At 55.9% G+C, this 17,531-nt stretch carries 15 protein-coding genes; 7 read left to right on the forward strand and 8 right to left on the reverse strand.

The window, feature by feature from the left end:
• Positions 1–53: 53 nt before the first annotated feature.
• Positions 54–767, forward strand: a complete 714-nt coding sequence (locus QT231_RS08765) for a phosphoglycolate phosphatase (RefSeq protein WP_308336611.1) — start codon at positions 54–56, stop codon at positions 765–767.
• Between the two features lie 49 nt (positions 768–816).
• Here QT231_RS08765 and QT231_RS08770 read toward each other — a convergent pair whose 3' ends face one another.
• Complete coding sequence (locus tag QT231_RS08770; protein ID WP_308336532.1) at positions 817–1,737, reverse strand: metal ABC transporter solute-binding protein, Zn/Mn family; 921 nt, start codon at positions 1,735–1,737, stop codon at positions 817–819.
• Positions 1,738–2,100: 363 nt separating this feature from the next.
• Between QT231_RS08770 and QT231_RS08775 the strand changes: the two genes are divergently transcribed.
• The 3 genes from QT231_RS08775 to trpC are packed head-to-tail and all read left to right on the forward strand — an operon-like array spanning position 2,101 to position 4,621.
• Positions 2,101–2,721 (forward strand): aminodeoxychorismate/anthranilate synthase component II, encoded by a 621-nt coding sequence (locus tag QT231_RS08775; protein WP_308336533.1) that lies wholly within the window; start codon positions 2,101–2,103, stop codon positions 2,719–2,721.
• A gap of 37 nt (positions 2,722–2,758) precedes the next feature.
• On the forward strand, positions 2,759–3,778 hold the full coding sequence (gene trpD, locus QT231_RS08780) for an anthranilate phosphoribosyltransferase (RefSeq protein ID WP_308336534.1): 1,020 nt from the start codon (positions 2,759–2,761) through the stop codon (positions 3,776–3,778).
• A 39-nt stretch (positions 3,779–3,817) separates the two neighbouring features.
• The gene (gene trpC / locus QT231_RS08785; protein ID WP_308336535.1) at positions 3,818–4,621 is read left to right on the forward strand and encodes an indole-3-glycerol phosphate synthase TrpC; all 804 of its coding nucleotides are present in this window, start codon (positions 3,818–3,820) and stop codon (positions 4,619–4,621) included.
• Here trpC and QT231_RS08790 read toward each other — a convergent pair.
• The 3 genes from QT231_RS08790 to QT231_RS08800 form a co-directional block, all read right to left on the reverse strand.
• Positions 4,618–7,722, reverse strand: coding sequence for an FAD-binding and (Fe-S)-binding domain-containing protein (locus QT231_RS08790; RefSeq protein WP_308336536.1), 3,105 nt, complete (start codon positions 7,720–7,722; stop codon positions 4,618–4,620). The two genes, trpC and QT231_RS08790, sit on opposite strands and share 4 nt — an antisense overlap.
• 102 nt (positions 7,723–7,824) lie before the next feature.
• Entirely contained in the window at positions 7,825–8,415 is a 591-nt protein-coding gene (locus tag QT231_RS08795; protein ID WP_308336537.1) for a DUF4202 domain-containing protein, read from the reverse strand.
• Positions 8,416–8,561: 146 nt separating this feature from the next.
• Positions 8,562–9,809: a dicarboxylate/amino acid:cation symporter gene (locus tag QT231_RS08800; RefSeq protein ID WP_308336538.1), complete on the reverse strand. Its 1,248-nt coding sequence runs from the start codon at positions 9,807–9,809 to the stop codon at positions 8,562–8,564.
• Between the two features lie 344 nt (positions 9,810–10,153).
• On the opposite strand from QT231_RS08800, the gene serS reads away from it, so the two are divergent.
• Positions 10,154–11,431, forward strand: coding sequence for a serine--tRNA ligase (gene serS / locus QT231_RS08805; protein WP_308336539.1), 1,278 nt, complete (start codon positions 10,154–10,156; stop codon positions 11,429–11,431).
• On the opposite strand, the gene QT231_RS08810 is transcribed toward serS, so the two are convergent.
• The gene (locus QT231_RS08810) at positions 11,376–12,275 is read right to left on the reverse strand and encodes an SIMPL domain-containing protein (protein ID WP_374694387.1); all 900 of its coding nucleotides are present in this window, start codon (positions 12,273–12,275) and stop codon (positions 11,376–11,378) included. The two genes, serS and QT231_RS08810, sit on opposite strands and share 56 nt — an antisense overlap.
• 224 nt (positions 12,276–12,499) lie before the next feature.
• Here QT231_RS08810 and QT231_RS08815 point away from each other — a divergent pair, with 224 nt between their 5' ends.
• Positions 12,500–13,603: an AI-2E family transporter gene (locus QT231_RS08815; protein WP_308336541.1), complete on the forward strand. Its 1,104-nt coding sequence runs from the start codon at positions 12,500–12,502 to the stop codon at positions 13,601–13,603.
• Between the two features lie 55 nt (positions 13,604–13,658).
• On the opposite strand, the gene trxA is transcribed toward QT231_RS08815, so the two are convergent.
• Entirely contained in the window at positions 13,659–13,982 is a 324-nt protein-coding gene (gene trxA, locus QT231_RS08820; RefSeq protein WP_007113240.1) for a thioredoxin, read from the reverse strand.
• Between the two features lie 414 nt (positions 13,983–14,396).
• On the opposite strand from trxA, the gene cysB reads away from it, so the two are divergent.
• Positions 14,397–15,371, forward strand: coding sequence for an HTH-type transcriptional regulator CysB (gene cysB, locus QT231_RS08825; RefSeq protein WP_226250783.1), 975 nt, complete (start codon positions 14,397–14,399; stop codon positions 15,369–15,371).
• A gap of 13 nt (positions 15,372–15,384) precedes the next feature.
• Here cysB and QT231_RS08830 read toward each other — a convergent pair whose 3' ends face one another.
• Together QT231_RS08830 and pabB are read right to left on the reverse strand one after the other, a co-directional pair.
• Positions 15,385–16,005, reverse strand: coding sequence for a phosphoadenosine phosphosulfate reductase family protein (locus QT231_RS08830; RefSeq protein ID WP_308336542.1), 621 nt, complete (start codon positions 16,003–16,005; stop codon positions 15,385–15,387).
• A gap of 117 nt (positions 16,006–16,122) precedes the next feature.
• A complete protein-coding gene (gene pabB, locus QT231_RS08835) occupies positions 16,123–17,478 on the reverse strand; it encodes an aminodeoxychorismate synthase component I (RefSeq protein WP_308336543.1) in 1,356 nt (451 codons plus the stop codon).
• Positions 17,479–17,531 lie beyond the last annotated feature (53 nt).

Here is a 17,531-nt window from a genome sequence, read left to right on the forward strand (position 1 = left end):
TCTTACTAATGCGCACCGTTGCTGGGAACAGGTAAGATGGTTTTCTAATGAGAATGAGGCAGAAAGCATTGCAAGAACATTCAATTCACTACTCAGAACTACATCCGGTGCTACAAGGAAAACGGCTGATTGCCTTCGACTTGGACGGCACGCTGATCGATTCCGTGCCCGACCTTGCCGCCGCAGTGGCGCGCACCTTAAATGAGCTGGGTTTGCCAGCGTCGAGTGAGACGGAGGTGCGGGACTGGGTCGGCAATGGCGCTCCCGTATTAGTCGAAAGAGCCCTGGCCTGGGCGCTAAACGCGGCGCCTGAGCCAGCGCTTCTGGAGCGTGGTTATGATGTGTTTATGGTGCACTACGGCGCTGCCCCCAATACCCTGACAACGCTCTATCCTGGGGTCAAGCAAACACTGCAGGCACTGCATCAGCAAGGCCTGACGCTGGTGTTGATTACCAATAAGCCCGAACGCTTTATTGAACCGTTGCTAAGTCACTTCGAGCTGTTGGACTATTTTACCCTATTGATCGGCGGTGATTCGCTGGCCGAAAAAAAACCTCACCCTCTGCCGCTACTGCACGCCGCCCGCAACTGCCAAATACCGCCATCGGCGTGTGTGATGGTCGGCGACTCACGCCACGATATGGCGGCTGGTAAGGCGGCAGGCTTTACCACCCTGGCGCTACCCTACGGCTATAATCATGGTGAGCCGATTGAAACCAGTAACCCCGACCTGGTGCTCAATTCGTTAACCGAATTGTTAGCCTAGTAGCTGCTCCCCAAGAGACACCGGCGATTGATTAATGGCAGTTGGACGCCTACTCGGCTGTCGCGCCCCCTAGGGCGCTATGCATTACTTCGGCATTATGCTGCAGCATCGCCGCGTAGTTGGCCGCCGGGCCATCTGCACCGCTCAGCGAGTCGACATACAGAGGCCCAGCTAGGGGCAGCGATGCTTCCCGCGACAGGGCATCCATATGAATACAGGGGGTGGTGCTTTCAAAAAACAGCGCTGGCGGGCGAGGGCGGTTATTAGCAAGATATTCGCTCATTTTGGCCATGGCCTGGGCGCTGCCCTGGGTTTCGTGATTAACGCCCCACACTCCTAGGGCTTCAAAGGCGTAGGCGCGGGCGAAATAGCCAAAGCCTGCCTCACTGGTCACTAAGGTGCGGTTCGTTTGTGGAATTCCTTCCAGGCGCTCTTTCACCGCTAGGCTAAGATTATTCAGCGCCTTGCGTGCCTCTTCAGCACGGGTATAAAACGTATCCGCATGGTCGGGCAGATGCTCTGCCAGGGTCTCGGCAATCACATCAATGTAGGCTGCTGCCCCCTCTGGATCCATCCACATATGCGGGTCTAGCTCGCCTTTATACTCTCCGGTCGATACCCTCAGTGGTGTATAGTCGGCCTGTTTAGCCACTTCCACTAGCGTAAGCTCATCATCAGACATCGCTTCAATGTGGCGTATCCAGGGCTCAAGTCCAAGCCCGTTATAAAACACGATATGGGTCTCTTCTAACGCCAGCACATTGGGCGGTGTTAACTCCCAGCGGTGAACATCTTCCCCCCGTGGCACAATGACGTTAACGCTGACCGTGTCGCCCGCTACCCGTTTGACCAACTCCTCCATGACTGAAAAGGAGGCAATAACGCGCAGCGTTGTACTGGCACAAGCCGGCGCAGCGCTTAGCAGCGCGACGAATAAGAGCGTACATACCCAGGTAACCCGCTTTGACATCCTACGCTCCTAACTGGCTAAAAAAGCTATTGAAAAAGACGGCAGATAATAAAGACTGCGGTGGCCTGTTGCCAGTTCCAATGCAGCGGCAGGCCGAAACAAGCATTGCTCAAGGGGAATTCCCCCAGGTGGAAAGTGCCACATATGCTAAAAAGTGACACTGTGCTGAATAGTATTACACTCCCAAGCGTAGCGTGCCTTATGACTAACCGAAGGTTTTCTTCGTTGTGTGGTCGGCGCGTCCTTGTTAGCTTCCTATAACGCGACACTTAACCCCCTGCAATAGAGTGCTTGGTTGCGGTATCATCATGCCATTAGCGGTTTCATCTGTTGTCGAAAAGACGCAATGGAGTAAGTGGGGCAATGGCGCAAGCTCAGTCAGTGCGGAAACAGGCAGCGCAGAAAGTGGTGATGCTGGATAACTACGATAGCTTCACGTTTAACATCGTGCAGTATCTGGGTGAGCTGGGCGCAGAAGTGATCACTCACCTTAATGATGACATCACCATTGAGCAGATCGAAGCGCTGGCGCCGACCCACCTGGTGGTATCGCCAGGGCCCTGCACGCCCAACGAGGCGGGGATTTCCATGGCCGCCATCAAGCACTTTGCTGGCAGGTTGCCTATTTTAGGCGTTTGCCTGGGGCATCAGGCGATTGGCCAGGTGTATGGTGGCAAGGTCGTGCACGCTCCGCAGGTTATGCACGGCAAAACCTCTGCGGTGCTGCACGCTAATCAGGGTGTGTTTGAGGGACTGGATAATCCTGTTGAGGTTACCCGCTATCACTCCCTGATAGTCGATAAAACGAGCCTGCCTGACTGTTTGGAAGTCACTGCCTGGACAAGCGATGACGATGTAACCCCCGGTTTAGTTATGGGGTTTCGTCACCGCGAGCTGGATATTGAAGGGGTGCAGTTTCACCCCGAGTCGATTCTTACCCGCCAAGGCCATGAGCTGTTGGCCAACTTTTTAAAACGCGGCTGATGGCCGGTTTCACACGCTTTTAGGGGCCCCTCTGCTCATGCAAATGCGAGACGCGATTAATGCGGTAATGCGCCGCGAAAACCTCTCTTTCGATGCCATGCACGCTTTAATGCGCCAAATCATGACCGGCGATGCATCTGACGCGCAAATTGGTGGCCTGCTGGTCGGTTTAGCCATGAAGGGTGAAAGCGCCGTTGAAATTAGCGCTGCAGCTCAGGTAATGCGCGAACTGATGAAGCGCGTTGAGCTAAGTGCTGACAACGTTGTGGATATCGTCGGCACCGGTGGCGATGGCGCCAACCTGTTTAATGTCTCCACCGCCGCCAGTTTTGTCGCCGCTGCCGCTGGCGCCCATGTGGCCAAACACGGTAACCGCAGCGTTTCGTCGTCGTCGGGTAGTGCGGATCTATTCGATGTGGCGGGTATTTACCTGGATCTCAAGCCTGACCAGGTAGCTCGCTGTATTGAACAGGTGGGCGTCGGTTTTATGTTTGCCCCCAATCACCACCCGGCGATGCGCTATGCCATTGGCCCCCGCCGCGAAATGGGCGTGCGCACGCTGTTTAATATTTTGGGCCCATTGACCAACCCCGCAGGTGCTCCCAACCAGGTGCTGGGTGTTTACGCACCAGATCTGGTGCCGCTGATGGCGGAAGTGCTGAAAACCCTGGGTAGTCGCCATGTAATGGTGGTGCACTCTGAGGACGGTCTGGATGAGATCTCCCTGGCCAGCCCCACTTTGGTGGCAGAACTCAAAGAGGGCGAGATTACCCAGTACACCATTACCCCTGAAGAGCTGGGCATTGAGCGCCAGAGCCTGGCAACCCTGAAAGCCGCCAGCGCCGAAGACAGCCTGCGCTTGGTCAAGGCTGCGCTTTCCGGTGAAGGCGCTGCCGCCGATATGGTCGCGCTAAATGCCGGGGCCGCGCTCTACTGTGCGGGCGTGGCAGATACCTTGAAAGAGGGGGTGATGGTGGCCCAGGACGCGCAAGCCTCCAAACTGCCGCTTGAAAAACTCAAAGAGCTTTCGCACTTCACCAGCGTTTTTAAGCAGTAGGTGCTTAAACAAGATCAGTTTTAAAAAAAAGAGATCAACATGACTCAACAGGCAACGCCGACTATTTTAACGCGCATTCTGGCTCGTAAAGAGCAGGAAGTGGCTGAGCGCCGTCAGGCCGTTTCAGAGGCTGATTTGCTCGCCCTCGGTGAGCAACAGAGCGCGCCGCGTGGCTTTATCGATGCGCTCAACACGCGCATTGCGGAGGGGGATCCGGCCATCATCGCCGAGGTGAAAAAAGCCTCACCCTCAAAGGGAGTGATCCGCGAAGAGTTTCACCCTTCGGATATCGCCAAAAGCTATGCCCAGGGCGGCGCTGCCTGTCTCTCCGTGCTTACCGACGCCGACTTTTTCCAGGGGCACGAAGACTATCTCATTGCTGCCCGTGATGTATGTACGCTGCCGGTGATTCGCAAAGACTTTATCACCCACGGCTACCAGGTCTGTGAAGCCCGGGCGATTGGCGCTGACTGTATTCTGCTGATTGTTGCCGCTCTGGATGACGCCCAACTGCACGACCTGAATCAGCAGGCTATTCAGTTGGGGATGGATGTATTGGTCGAAGTCCACGATGCTGAGGAACTTGAGCGCGCACTGGCGCTGGATCTAAAGCTTGTGGGCATCAACAACCGCAACCTGCACACCTTTGAAACCAGCCTGAACACCACTCTGGATCTGCTGCCGCGCATTCCAGAAGGCGTTACGGTGATTACCGAGTCCGGCATTCATACCCGCGATGACGTTGAGCTGATGCGTGACCACAACGTTAACGGTTTCCTGGTCGGCGAAGCCTTTATGCGTGAGAGTGATCCAGGGTTGGCACTTAAACGACTGTTCTTTTAACTTGCCCGCTTTAGACAAACAAGCAGCGCCTGAAGCGGGTGAGGCAGCACCTGTTCCGAGTAACGCTTCACCTGACTACGGCAGGAGTAGCCGGTGGCCAGTAGCTTACCCGTGTTGTCATCGGCCTCTACCTGGGGCTGCCAGGACTGGGCGTAGATCGTTTTTGACGTAGCGGCGTTGCGGGTTTCGTGGCCGTAGGTGCCGGACATGCCGCAGCAGCCGGTGGCCATCAATTCAAGCTCTAACCCAAACGCCGCAAACACCTGCTGCCACGCTTTGGGGCTACCCGGCGCGTTGGTCTTCTCGGTGCAGTGGGAGAGCAGCTTAAATCCTGGGTCGGTGAGCTTAAGCTGGCTGGGCGCCAGGGTAGTGATGCGGGTCGCCAGCCACTCCTGCAGCATCAGCACCTCAGGCACCGCCTCATTGCCCAGCGCTTTGACGTACTCTTGCCGGTAGGTGAGCGTCATCGCCGGGTCGATACCCACCATGGGGACATCAAAGCGCGCCAGGGTGCGCAGCCGCTCGGCCTGCTTGGCGGCGGTGCGCTCGAAGGCGCCCAAAAAGCCCTGCACCTGGAGTGGTTTGCCGTTCGCCGAAAAGGGCATCACAAACACACGTAGGTTTAAACGCGACAGCAGCTCGACGACATCCATCACCAGCTTGGCTTCAAAGTGGGTGGTGAAGGCATCCTGGACAATAATCACGCTGTTAGCGCGCTGCTGTTCGGTGAGCAGGGCCAGCGAGAGCGGCGTTGCTTCGGCGACGCCCCAGGCCTTCAGCTGTTTCTTAACGCTGGCACGAGAGAGGGCGGGGGAATCGCTCATGCCTAAGGTGCTGCGCATCAGTTTTTCCACCCAACGCTGACCAATCACCGCGTTATACAGCGGCGCGGCCTTGGCCAGGGTGGGCAGCATAAACTCGGTGCCACCAATGACGTAGTCCCGGATTGGGCGCAGGTAGCGGCCGTGGTAGACCTCTAAAAACTGCGAACGGAACTGCGGCACGTTGACTTTAATCGGGCACTGACCCGCGCAGGATTTGCACGCCAGGCAGCCCGCCATGGCGTCATAAACTTCATGGGAGTAGTCGTGGTGCTGTTTGCGGCTTAGCGTGTTCACCACCCGCAGCGGAAAACTCTTAATAAAGCCCCAGCCGCCTTCGGCTTTCTTCTTGCGCGACTCTTCCACCACATCGATACCCGCCTGAGACTGCAGGCGCAGCCATTCGCGGATCAGGCTGGCGCGGCCTTTGGGCGAGTGGCGGCGATCGCGAGTGGCCTTCCAGGACGGGCACATGGGGTCATCGACATCGTAGTTGTAGCAGGCGCCGTTGCCGTTGCAGTAGACCGCGGCGTCGTAGGCCTGCCAGGCCCGTTCATCGATGGTGCGGTCGAGCTGGCCGCGCATCGGCACGCCATCGATGCTAAGCAGATCAGGGTCGCTATCCTTGGCGATGAGCTCGCCGCTCTCGGCAGGCGTTGCGATCTTGCCGGGGTTAAGCTGGTTAAAGGGGTCAAAGGCGGCTTTGACCCGCTGTAGGCTGGGGTAGAGTTCGCCAAAGAACCTGGGGGCGTACTCCGAGCGCACGCCCTTGCCGTGTTCGCCCCACAGCAGGCCGCCGTATTTTTGGGTGAGCGCTGCCACCTCGTCAGAGACCGCGCGAATCAGTTTTTCCTGCTCGGGATCCTTCATATCGATGGCGGGGCGCACATGCAGTACCCCCGCATCCACATGGCCAAACATGCCGTAAGCAAGCCCGCGGGCATCGAGTGCGGCGCGAAACTCGGCAATAAAGTCCGCCAGATGCTCGGGCGGCACGGCGGTATCTTCCACAAAGGGAATCGGGCGCTTCTCGCCCTGGACATTGCCGAGCAGGCCCACCGAGCGCTTGCGCATGGCGTAGACTTTCTGAATCTGCCCGCGCCCTTCGGCCAGGGTGTAGCCTAGGCGCTCTACGCTGGTGTCTTGACTTAAATGCTCGGTAAAAGACCTTACCCGCTTGGCGAGGGCGTTTTCATCGTCGTCATTAAACTCGATCAGGTTAATGCCGCGAATCGGCGCCGTTCCGGTGGCCGGGAAAAACTCGGCCACGCTGTCCCAGACAAAGTCCTCCATGGCGAGCTGGAGGACGGTGTCATCCACCGTTTCGATGGAGGTGGGTCGAGCGCTGGCGGCTTTCAGCGTTTTGGCATCACGCAGGGCGTCCATAAAACTGGTATAGCGCACGTTGACCAGCGTGGAGTGCTTGGGGATGGGCAGCACATTGAGCACGGCTTCGTTTAGAAAGCCTAATGAGCCTTCCGAGCCGCACAGCAGACTGTTGAGATTAAGCTGGCCTTTATCATCGCGCAAATGGGCCAGATCGTAGCCGGTTAAGCAGCGGTTGAGCGGCGGAAATTTTGCTGCAATCAGCTCACGCTGCTGGTCGATAATCTCGGCGGCGGTGGTATGCACGCAGCCAAGAATGCCTGCCTGCTGGCGCTCGGTCTGTTCTTCGTCTTGGGTTAAGGCGCGGCTGTGCAGGTGCTGACCGCCGATCAGAATGGTATCCAGTTCCAGTACGTGATCGCGGGTTTTGCCGTATTCACAGCTGCCCTGGCCGCTGGCATCGGTGGAGATCATGCCGCCAAGGGTGGCGCGATTGGAGGTGGACAACTCCGGGGCGAAAAACAGCCCGTGGGGTTTGAGCGCGGCGTTTAATTGATCCTTCACCACCCCCGCCTGGACGCGCACACGCCGCGCTTCCACATCGATCTCTAGGATCTGGTGCATATGGCGTGAGACGTCCACCACAATGCCGTCGGTGAGGGACTGCCCGTTGGTGCCGGTACCGCCGCCGCGGGGCGTTAGCACAATCCCCCGATGGGAGGTTTGCGCGGCCAAACGGGTCAGGCGCTCTAGATCTTCGGCATGCTTGGGGTAGACCGCCGCCTGCGGGAGGCGCTGATAGATTGAGTTGTCGGTGGACAGCACCGTGCGATTGGCATAATCCGGGGCGATTTCGCCCTCAAAGCCGCGGGTTTTGAGGGCTTGCAGAAATCGCACGTAATCTTTGCCCAAACGTTCAAACGGGGCGGTACGGGTGTCCAAGGATGCAATCATAGTTGATCAGGCCGTCAGTGCCGGGGGCGCAATAAAAGAAGACCGCTACTTTACCGCAGCGGCTGCCCAGGTGCATCACACGGTAGCGCTTTACTTCGCGCTTTATTCCGCACCCAGCGCTTCCTTTACCAGCGCTAATGAGGCGTCCGACATGGGGAGTTTCAAGGCGAGTTCGTGGGCGCGGGGCGACATTTTGCGCCAGGTCATCTGCACAATACGTACCATATGGTCGTGCTCAATCTTGCGCGAGAAGTCGGCAAAGTAGTTCTCTAGAAACACCAGGCAGGCACAATCTTCCAGGGCCTGCACATCGGGGTCGCGGCCCAGGCCTTTTTTGCCAATAATTGTTTTGGCTCGGTTGGCGTCTTCGTCACTGTAGCCAGCCTCGCGCATCAGCTGGGCGGTCGTCTCGCCCGCGCGCTTGCCCTGATCGCGCCGCCAGGTTAGATAACCCACGCGCCCTTCAGGGTACTCCTCCCGCGGCACCAGCCAGCGCTGTAAGTGCTGGGCGCGAACGGCTAATCGAAGCACTTCATCCGGGGCGTCGTGTACGCAGTCTAACCAGCCGCTCATGCGCTGGGCATAGGCAAGTTCCTGGGGCATGGATGTGCCATCGGCAAGCGTTGTGGCACGTGGATCCTCGCGATGCAGAGCATCGATGGCGGCGAGCGTTTGATCAAAAGCGGTAGGCATGGCAGCGTTGCTCGGCTGGAAATGATGCTAATAGGTTGCCGAGAAATCGTGAGAATCACAACTGCTGTATTAGGGGAGGAGGTTAGCAAGGGGGCGGCGCCTGCTGCTATTCGCAGCTTACAGCAGGCGCCTGTTCACACGCTTAGTTAGCGACGGTTGTAGATCTCTTCGTTAAGTTCGCCCTCGCTTTTACTCACCAGGGTGGTCACCATTAAATCGCCGGCGACGTTGACGCTGGTGCGTGCCATATCCAGGATACGATCAATCCCCGCGACCACTGCGATGGCTTCCAGCGGTAGGCCGACCTGCGCCATTATAATCGAGAGCATAATCAAGCCAGCGCCCGGTACACCCGCGGTGCCAATGGAAGCCAGCGTGCCGGTGGCGACAATCATACCGTAGTCCATCATGCTCAAATCGGTGCCGGTCATTTGGGCGATAAATAGCACCACCACGCCCTGGTAAAGCGCGGTGCCGTCCATATTGATAGTGGCGCCTACAGGCAGCACAAACCCCGAAACCCCTTCGGAAACGCCCAGGTTCTTCTGCGCACAGCGGATAGAGACCGGCAGGGTGCCCGCAGAAGAGGCGGACGAGAACGCCACCACAATCGCGTCCAGGCTGCCCTGTAAATAGCGCATGGGGTTAAGCCGCCCAAGTAGCGAGATAAAGCCTGAGTAGATCACCAGCACGTGAAGAATACTGGCCAGGTACGCTACGCCGATCAGCTTGGCAAGCGGTAGCAGTATCTCTAAGCCGTACTGGCCGGAGACGTGGGCGATTAAGCCAAAGACGCCGAACGGGGCGAAGGCCATTACAATGCCGGTGAGCTTGTACATCGCCTCAGCAAAGCTATCGAATACCTTCATCACCGGTTCGCCTTTATCGCCAATCAGCGTTAGTGAAATACCCAGGCCAATGGCAAACACAATGATCTGCATAATGTTGCCGTTGGCCAGGGCGTCCAGCGGGTTGCGCGGCACTAAGTTAACTAGGATAGAGACCAGTGATGGCGCTTCACTAGCGGCCACCTCAGAATCGAAGCTTAATTCAACGCCCACGCCCGGTTGCAGCAGGGTGGAAAGTACCAGACCGATGGAAATAGCAAAGGCGGTAGTGATCAGGTAGAGCGTGATTGTGCGTGCGCCAATCCGGCCCATTTTTTGCGGATCACGCATGGAGGTAATGCCCACCACCAGGGTGGAGAACACCAGTGGCACAATCAGCATCATAATGGCGTTTATAAAAATATCACCAAGTGGCTTAAACACGCTGGCTGTGTCACCTAGCAGCGCGCCTGCCAAAATACCCAACGCCAAACCGGCGAGAATCTTCTTCCATAGGGCAATTCGTCGCCACCAGGCAAACTTTCCTTGCTGTGCTGTCTCCTGCACTGCCTTTCTCCTGTCAAAAGTGGGGAAATCTATTATTAAGCGATTCGCTAGTGGAATCGGCGGGCACTCTATCACTTTTGACTAATGGGCGGGGGTGGTTATGCAGAGCAGTCATAGCGCATGCGTTAGATCCAAGAACTGGATTCTGCTAGCCATAGGGATACCACGCGCTCCTTGAGCGTTGCGCTACAAAATGTCTTACTGATCTAACCTTTAATGCTGCTAAGCAAGTGCTGCGTGGCACCGCCCATAGCCCCCATCCGCGCTTTTGCCTACAATAGCCCTCTTTACGCACGCGCATCTGCGTGTTGCTTTTATTGTTTTCAGGCCAAGGGACAGGATTCATGCTCGATCCGAAACTGCTGCGCGGTGATCTTGATACGGTTGCTCATCAACTGGCCCGCCGGGGCTTTGTGCTTGATAAAGCGGGACTGCAGGCGCTGGAGTCGCGTCGCCGTGAGCTGCAAACGCAAACCGAGCAGCTGCAAAACGAGCGTAATATGCGCTCCAAAGCGATTGGTAAGGCCAAGGCTAATGGTGAAGATATTCAGCCGCTGCTGGACGAAGTCAGCGATTTAGGCGATCGCCTGGATAAAGCCAAGAAAGAACTGGCCGAGGTGCAGGAAGAGTGGGACGACGCCATCAGCGGTATTCCCAACCTGCCCCACGAAAGCGTGCCGGAAGGCAAAAGCGAAGACGATAACGTTGAGTTGCACCGCTGGGGTACGCCCCGAGCGTTTGATTTCGAGGTGCTGGATCACGTTGATTTGGGCAAAAAATCGGGTTATCTCGATTTTGAGCTGGCGGCTAAAATCACCGGTGCGCGCTTTGCGGTTATGCGCGGGCCGATTGCGCGCCTGCATCGGGCGTTGGCGCAGTTTATGCTGGATACCCAAACCGAGCAGCACGGCTACGAAGAGTGCTACGTGCCGTATATGGTCAACCGCGATTCGCTGATCGGTACCGGTCAGTTGCCGAAGTTTGGCGAAGATCTATTCAAGCTGGACGATGAGCGCGAGTACCACCTGATTCCCACTTCCGAAGTGCCGCTGACCAACTTTGTGCGCGATGAAATCGTCGACCAGGCAGCGCTGCCGATGAAGCTTACCGCTCATACGCCGTGCTTCCGCTCTGAAGCGGGCTCTCACGGGCGCGATACCCGCGGTATGATCCGTCAGCACCAGTTCGATAAAGTTGAAATGGTGCAGATCGTTGAGCCGGAGAAGAGCTACGCAGCGTTGGAAGAGATGCGCGGCCATGCGGAGGCGATCCTGCAGGCGCTGGATCTGCCGTACCGTGTGGTGACTTTGTGTACCGGCGATATGGGCTTTGGGGCTGCCAAGACCTACGACTTGGAGGTGTGGCTGCCTAGCCAGGAGACGTATCGTGAGATCTCTTCGGTCTCTAACTGCGAAGATTTCCAGGCCCGGCGCATGCAGGCGCGTTATCGCCATCCTGAAGCAAAAAAACCGCAGTTGCTGCATACCTTGAACGGTTCAGGGCTGGCGGTAGGGCGGTGCCTGCTGGCGGTGCTTGAAAACCACCAGCAGGCGGATGGCTCGGTAACTATTCCTGAGCCGCTACGTCGCTACCTGGGCGGCGTGGAGCGTCTGGCCCTTTAAGGGCCCACTCAACGCTGACCCCGGCATCTATGCGAATGGTGCCGGGGCTGTAATCACTGGCGGCACCCGATTGGCCTGCAGCAGTGTCGCTCTCTGCCCGCATTGCCATCATGCGTGGCTGGAAAATGGGTGTCTGTGTCTCTTCAATGCGCTGCACATGGCCTAGCTCAGCGTCTAAGCTATCGGCCATAAGATTCGCTTTGTGCTGTGCTTTCTGTAGCGCTTTAACGAGCGCTTCGTCAGTGGCAGCGTCGCGATCTTGTAGATCGAACTGCACGCCGTCCAATGAGTTGACACCCGCGGCTATTAACGCGTCTAACACTTCACTTAACTGATTTAGATCGGTTAATTCGACGGTGATCGGGCGCTCGAGACGCGTGCGCTGCAAGGTCTCATGCTCGCCATCTTCGTTGCGTGGCCCTTGAACGTGTTCGGGATAGACATTTAACGAGCCCGCATTAATAGCGTTGCGTTCAAGACCGGTGGCTTCCATCTGTTCGATTAATTCGCTGGCACGGCTCTCCAAACGTTCGCGGGCATCGCTAAGTGCGCTACTATCGCTCTCTTCAAGGGTGGAAAGGGCGGGAGTGTTTTCCCATAGTCGCGCATTGAGGGTGGCTTTATCAGGTTCAACCTCCACCCATGACTGCGCTTGGACATGCAGGCTTGGCTGGGGCGGGTGCGGCGGTGAAGCGTGGGCTAAAGGAGCGCAAATGAGTGCCAGCAAAGCACCGCCAAGCAGACCACTGCGTAAACGTTTAAAGCCTAGATTTTGAGAACCTGGTTTACAAGAACCTAGTTGACAAGACTCTAGTTTTGGAGAATTAAGAGGAGTTGCTTTCATAAATGACTTCCTTAGTGTGCGGGGTGGTGCGCCGCTGAGTTAAGCCCGAAATTCAAAACGTTAGGATGGGTGTTGCTTGGAAGCGTACAGGTCGTTTTGAAGCTTAGAAGAGGGGAAAGTTCAGCAGGGAAGAGTGAACGCCAAACAGTTGCTTAATATTTGCACGGTTTGTGCAAAATGTCGTATGCAGCCATTATATATTGACAGCAAGCTAAGGATGGATCATGTCGAAATTGTCAGATGAAGATTACCGCAGTATACCGCTCCATGCCACGTTGGCGCTCGCTGCGTTGGTAGTGATTATTGCGGGTATGAAAGTAGGCGCTGACCTACTTGTGCCGCTGTTACTGGCGATATTTATCGCCGTAGTATGTACCTCACCGGTGCAGTGGCTGCATCGCTGTGGCTTGAGTATGCGGGTGTCGGCTTTCCTAACCTTGATGGTATTGCTAGGGTTTTTATCGCTTATTGGCCTACTGGTGGTCAATAGTTTTAGTACCTTTGTGGCGGCGTTGCCGGAAATCGAGTCGCGGCTTTACGAACAGTATTGGAACTTGCTTAATGCGCTCTCTTCACGTGGTTTGGCGATTAATCCTGATCAGATTAACTCACTTTTTGAGGGAGAGGATGAAGGCTCTTGGATGCCCGAGCTGTTGAGCCAGCTAGGCAATCTGTTTATGCAGAGCATTATTGTGGGGCTGCTGGTCATCTTCATGCTGTTTGAAACACTCAATGTGCGTGACAAAGTCTCTCGTGCACTGGAAAACCCTGCGCCCAGCTTGAAGCGCTTTAGTGAATTCAGTTTAACGCTGAAGCGTTATCTGGCCGTTAAAACCATGATCAGTCTGGCCACCGGGGTTCTGGTATGGCTCTCCTGTGTGGCTGTAGGAGTGGATTTTCCGCTGCTGTGGGGTGTGCTGGCTTTTGCCCTTAACTTTATACCCAATATTGGCTCGGCTATTGCTGCTATTCCTCCCGTGCTGTTGCTGCTGGTTTCCCAGGATGGCGGCGCCTTTCAAGCGCTACTGCTGGCTTCCGCTTATCTGGTGATTAACTTTGTGCTCGGCAATTTGATAGAGCCGAGGGTAATGGGGCAAGCATTGGGGCTTTCCACATTCGTGGCGTTTTTATCGCTAGTGGTATGGGGGTGGATCTTTGGTGCGGCGGGGATGTTGCTGTCGGTGATGCTGACAATGACGCTGAAAATCGCTTTGGATAGTCACCCTCAAACACGCTGGATAGCTCGGCTGTTAGGGCCTGGGAAGCGCCGTGCGGAAGGTATCCGATCGAGTGACGCAAGTTTGCCACCCTGGAAACGCCGAAACTAGCGAAAGAAAAACCGCCGACAGCGTCGGCGGTTTTCACAAGTACTAAACGCACTGATCAAGCGTTTTGTTCGATGAACTGCGTCAGTTGCGATTTAGACTGCGCGCCAACCAGTGAAGCGACTTTGGTGCCGGATTTAAACAGCATGACGGTAGGTACACCGCGCACGCCTTGCTCGGCAGCAATTTCAGGAGCGTCGTCTACATTGACGCTAACGACTTTCAGGCTCTCCTGACGTTCTGCGGCCACTTCATCAACGACCGGGGCCATGACTTTGCACGGGCCACACCACGGCGCCCAGAATTTCATTAGCACAGGCTGTTCAGCGTTGAGGACTTCTTGCTCAAAATTGGCGTTGGTGACATCAACATTATTAGCCATTTGCTTCTCCGTTTGCGTTGCTCTTACTGGTTCGTTGCCTCAAATGGAGCAACGGTCAATACGCGATCCATTAGCGCTCTTTTGCCACGCCTCGTGTCTATCGCGATAAGTGTGGGCAGATGTTAGCGGGCGCGAAGGTTGCTGGCAAATTTCCTGCATAGTGAGTTAACTAAATAGCAGAAATTAATGGGTGCTGGTAGGGCATTTTTTTTATAATATAAAAGCATTATCATGAGGTTTTTTATTCTATATGGTGCTGTAGAGTGCCGAGTGAGCAAAGCAAAGCAAAGCAAAGCAACGTAACGCAACCAGCCAGACGTGACGTGGCACCAACGCATGGATGCGCTTAAAAATTCGGCCTGCATAGAGATACGGTCTACATAGATCTGTCTAGAGAATAAATAAGGTGAGGACATGAAGCTACAACAGCTACGCTATATCTGGGAAGTCAATCGACATAACCTGAATGTCTCGGCCACAGCGCAAAGTCTATTTACCTCACAGCCGGGGATCTCCAAGCAAATTCGTCTGTTAGAAGACGAGCTTGGCGTCGAGATTTTTGCTCGCAGCGGCAAACATTTGACACGGGTAACACCTGCCGGGCAGTCGATTATTGATCTGGCTGGACAGGTTCTGCGCCTCACTGAAAACATTAAACAGGTGGCCCAGGAGCATAGCGACGAGCGCCGCGGCAGCTTGGCCATTGCCACGACCCATACCCAGGCTCGCTACGCTTTACCGCCGATTATCAGTGAATTCACCCTGAAATACCCCGATGTGGCGCTGCATATGCAGCAGGGCACGCCCAAGCAGATTGCCCAGATGGTCAGTGAAGGGCAAGCCGATTTTGCTATTGCTACCGAGTCGCTGGAGCTGTTTACCGATTTAGTACTACTGCCTTGCTACCGCTGGAACCGCTGCGTACTGGTGCCTAAGGGGCACCCGCTTGCCACGCACCAGGGCCCGTTGACTCTGGAGGCGCTCGGCGAGCATCCGTTGGTTACCTATGTGTTTGGGTTTACCGGCCGCTCACAGTTAGACGATGCCTTCAAAGCAAAAGGGTTAACGCCCAATGTGGTGCTGACAGCGGCTGATGCCGATGTGATTAAAACCTACGTGCGGCTAGGGATGGGGGTCGGTATTGTGGCGCACATGGCCGTCGATGAGGCGCTTGATGATGATCTCGTCGCCCTGGATGCCAGTCACTTATTTGCTAGCTCGACAACCAAGATCGGTATTCGTCGTGGCACTTTCATGCGCGGCTATATGTATGACTTTTTAGAGCGCTTTGCGCCTCACTTGACCCGCGACCGGGTAGAGGAAGCGCTAATGGCAGGCCCACGTCATGAACAGTCGCTGTTCGATGACTTAGACCTGCCCGAGTATTAATTCGCTGTGTGAATCAGTGCTGTAAATGCAGCCCGCATTCGCGCTTCTCTTCCACCTTGGTGGGGTCGAAGTAGTCGAAGTTGTTGGGTAGGTTGTGCGCCTGTAGGTATTGATACATATCTTTGGCGCTCCACTGCAGTAGCGGGGCAACTTTCAATAGGCCATCGCTGTTGCGGCTGACCGGCTGCATTTTGGCTCGCTCGGGGGTGTCTTCCGCGCGCAGCGCGGTGAACCATACGTCGGGCTGCATTTCACGCAGCGCACGCTCGAAAGGTTCGATTTTGACTTCCTGAGTAAAAGCCGCATGGCGCGGGTCGTCAATACCCGGCATAGGGCCCTCCAGCGCTTCACGGTGGGCGCGGGTGCGCTGGGGTATAAAACTCACCAGGTTAAGATTAAGCTGTTTAATGACCTCATCAGCAAACTGATAAGTGGCTTCGGTGTTGTAGCCGCTGTCCATCCATACAATGGGAATATCCGGACGCACCTGGGTGACCATATGCAGAATCACCGCCTCAAAGGGGCGGAAGTTGGTGGTGCAAATAGGCCGGGCGCCCTGGGCCAGGGCCCACTCGATCAAGCCCTGTGGGTTATTGGCAAATTCACTGTTAATCGCTTCAAGCTGTGAGGACATGCTGCCTCCTGTTCGGGTGTAGAGTTATGGTGACTAGGCTATCAAACACGAGCCCCCATTCCCCAATACCGTTTAGTTAGGCTTTTATATTCCTTTTTGATTTAGAAGATGGGTTGCTTATTCCAAAGCGCCAATAAGGTGGCGAATTTTATCCAGTGTCTCGGCGTACTCTTCATCCGCTTGGGAGTCTGCCACCAAGCCCCCGCCGCCCCATACATGCACTCTTCCCGCCTCGGCAACCATAGTGCGAATAGCGATGGAGGTATCCATGCTGCCGCGTACATCCACATAGCCAAGGCTGCCGCAATACACGCTGCGTTGGCAGGGCTCCAGTTCATCGATGATCTGCATCGCGCGAATTTTAGGTGCACCGGTAATTGAGCCGCCGGGGAAGGCTGCTTTAAGCAGTGCCAGTGGGGTATAGGCATTGGCCAGCGTGCCTTGCACTACACTGACCAGATGGTGAACGTTCGGGTAGCTCTCCAGATGGCACAGTTGCGGTACGCGGATGGTGCCAGGTTGGCAGACGCGGCCTAAATCATTGCGTAGCAGATCGACAATCATCACATTCTCAGCGCGATCTTTAGTGCTGCTCAATAGCTGCTCCGCCAGCGCCTGATCCTCTTCAAGCGTCGCACCTCGCGGGCGGGTGCCTTTAATCGGCCGTGTTTCGACCTCGCCGTTGCGGCACTGAATAAACCGCTCTGGGGAAAGTGACATTACCGCTTTGTCGCCCCAGGCCATAAAGCCTGAATAGGGCGTGGGGGTGGCTTTTCGCAGTTGTAGGTACGCCTGCCACTCATCTCCCTGGTAATCGGCATAAAAGCGCTGGGCCAGGTTAATTTGATAGCAGTCACCCGCCCGAATATAGCGCTGCACGGCATTAAAACGTGCCACGTATTGAGCGTGGCTAAGTTCTGCCTTAAAGGTATCCGTTAATGTAAATGGTTGAGTTGGCGTTGGGGGCTGGGTAAGCCAGCCTTCCACCTGCTCACGGCGTTGCGGTGTGGCGATTAACCACGCCTGCTGGGCCATGTGATCCAGGGTAATGCACCAGTCATAAAGACCTAAACGGGCTTGTGGCAGTGTGACCGGGCTTGTTTGACGGCTCGGTATGGATAAGGTTTTACGGCCTAAATCGTACCCCCAGTAGCCTATTAGCCCGCCTAGAAACGGGAGCTCACTGGTTTCATCCGGAATATCCAACTGATCCAGCAGCCACTGTTGAAGGGCAAAAGCATCGTTAGCCAAGTGCGCCGGAGGGCTAAGCCGATCCGATGCGATGCTCGCTTCGCCATTATGTGCAACGTCCAACGTAGCGAGCGGGTCACTGCTGATAATATCAAAGCGGCCGGTAGCGACCGGGCGGCCACTGTCGAGCAGTATCGCTCCGGGCCTGGCACGCAGGCGGGCGAATATCCCCAGTGGGTCGGGGGAATAGGGCAGGGCAGATATCGTCAACGCCTTGATCATTAAGCAAACGCCTAGCCAGTAAAGGGCGAGCCATTTTAGAGGGGCGTAGACAA

It is taken from the genome of Halomonas sp. SpR1 (genome assembly GCF_031010175.1).
In the GTDB taxonomy this organism is placed as follows: domain Bacteria; phylum Pseudomonadota; class Gammaproteobacteria; order Pseudomonadales; family Halomonadaceae; genus Vreelandella.